Origin of the sequence: Silvimonas sp. (assembly GCF_031291215.1) — a bacterium.
GTDB lineage: Bacteria > Pseudomonadota > Gammaproteobacteria > Burkholderiales > Chitinibacteraceae > Silvimonas > Silvimonas soli.
Map to the genome: position 1 here is coordinate 1 of NZ_JARLJK010000032.1, position 2,088 is coordinate 2,088.

Sequence of the window (2,088 nt, forward strand, 5' to 3'; positions counted from 1 at the left end):
CTGGGCGACGCGGTGGAGTTGGACGAAGAACGCGAGGAGAGTTACGAAAGCGAACCGGATCTCTTTTCCTTGGACGCCGATCAGTGGGAGAGCAAGGAACAAGACTTCGAGCTGGGTCCGGCGAGCATTGGCGCAGAGGAGGATGCTCGTCGTGCTGGCTTGCCGGCACCACTGGGCTCCGTCATCATCCCGGACGCGGACCAGCCTGCTTTCCCAGGTCACGCGTACACCACGCGTCGATTGGTTCAGGATCTGATGTCAGTCGGCACGAGTGGCAACGTCGCGGAAGGAACGCAGGAGAAGTACTTCAAGGTGCTGCAGCAGCACTTTCCCCAGCCGCACAACTTTCCCAGCTACCACAGGGCTGCCCGGCTCATCCTCGATGGCTCCCAGGAGCAGCTGCAGGAATACCCGGTGTGCCACAACGACTGCTGGGTTGCCCCGGAGACGTGTTCGGCTTACCTCAAAACACATCCGAACATGGATGCGTGGGCGTGTCCGGTGTGCCATGAGCCGATCAATCAGAAGGGCAAGGGCGTCAAGGTACAACCACATCGCAATTGCAACTGTTGCTTGACAATTGTCAATCATTGACGACTCACCCACCATCCGTCTGCATCTGTCTGCGTGTCTCTGGCAGTGAAGAAGTTCCTGTACGTCGGTCTGACAGCATCCTTGAAGGAGCTGGTGGAGAATCCGGTCATCGCACCGTTGATGAAGCTCCCCTCGATCGCAGATCCGCCCGCTCCTGACCGCCCGGTGCGCAACATCTACGAGTCATCGATGTGGTGGAAGCACGTCGTCGAAGGGCGCTCCCGACCGACGGTTCAGCATCCCGAAGGACAGAAGACATCCTTTGGCGGCTCGAGACGGGACATCGTTCTCTCACTCAACATTGACGGGGTCAAGCCATTCAAGAGCTCGCCAAACAGCTACACGCCGATGCAATGCATGGTCCTCAACCTGCCGGAGAACCTTCGCCACCGCTCGCCGTACATGCTCATTCCTGCGATGATCCCTGGCCCGAAATGTGCCAATGTCGCGCCCTACCTGAAGAAGCTCGTGGAGGAGTTGGAGACTCTCTATTACCCCGGCTTCGAAGCGACAGACCCTACAACAAAGCGGTTGACCACTTACCGCGTCAAGCTTCTCAGCACCAATTGCGATCTCCCAGCACACAGCTCCAACAACCTACAGCAGCCTCACGGGAGCACGTACGGATGCATGAAGTGCCACACCCAAGTAAGTGATGTTGACAATTTGCGGCGGTTTGTTGACAATTTACATCATGTTGACAATTTGTTGACAATTTGCTCCTTTGTGCTCCTTTGTCTTGTTCGCAGGGTGCATCGATCAGTAGTTCAATGTGCTATGATGGCTTCGAAGACTTGGCCAATGCGAACACTCGTCCTCAGCTTCGTACGCATTCGGAGATTCACAAGGCTGGCCTGGAAGCCGACCGTCTGTTCGCGCAGGCGAGTTCCCCGGCGACCGCCATCCAGCGAAAGAAGATCTCCAGCAGACCCTCGGCGTGATGGGCTGCTCTCCTCTCCTTCGACTGTCCTACTTCGACATCGCGACGATGACCATCCCGGACATGATGCATATCGTGCCCGGCGTCGTCGGTGCACACTTCTTCAAGATGATCTTCGGCAACAAGCTGACGACGCAGCTCAAGGCGCTGCAGGCCAAGCAGAACAAGGCTGCACCACCAGCAGCTGCATCGGCAGCGGCAGCCAGCGTCAGTAAGCACCGCGCGCTGCTTGTCATGACGATCCCTGGCATCGCGAGAGTGTGACAATCGCTGACAATTTGTCACCATTTGATCTCTTGTCCAGCATGATCGCGTGGCGGCCCTGTCTCGCGACATCGACACATGGGATGTGCCCCAGCGTTGCCTGGAAACGCTCGAGCGAATCTGCTGGTCTCAAATCTGTGCACCACCCAGCATTGCGCCGCCGACCAAGCGGCCCTTCACCCAACCGAGCACCATGAACATGGCACAGTGGATCGGACTGAGCAAGGTCACCGCCAAGTACCTGTTCTCTCAAGTCTTCGACGGCGATGCTCTTCGAGTGATTTGCTCTC

General features: G+C 57.4%; 3 protein-coding genes. All 3 read left to right on the plus strand.

The annotated features are described in order from the left end of the window. On the plus strand, positions 1–594 hold a 594-nt coding region (locus tag P4L78_RS01295), incomplete at its 5' end, for a hypothetical protein (protein WP_309326452.1). A 937-nt stretch (positions 595–1,531) separates the two neighbouring features. Further along, positions 1,532–1,798 carry a hypothetical protein gene (locus P4L78_RS01300; RefSeq protein WP_309326454.1) on the plus strand — a complete coding sequence of 89 codons (267 nt, stop codon included), beginning with the start codon at positions 1,532–1,534 and terminating at the stop codon, positions 1,796–1,798. Between the two features lie 49 nt (positions 1,799–1,847). Then, positions 1,848–2,088 (plus strand): hypothetical protein (locus tag P4L78_RS01305; RefSeq protein ID WP_309326456.1); only part of this gene is annotated, 241 nt, incomplete at its 3' end.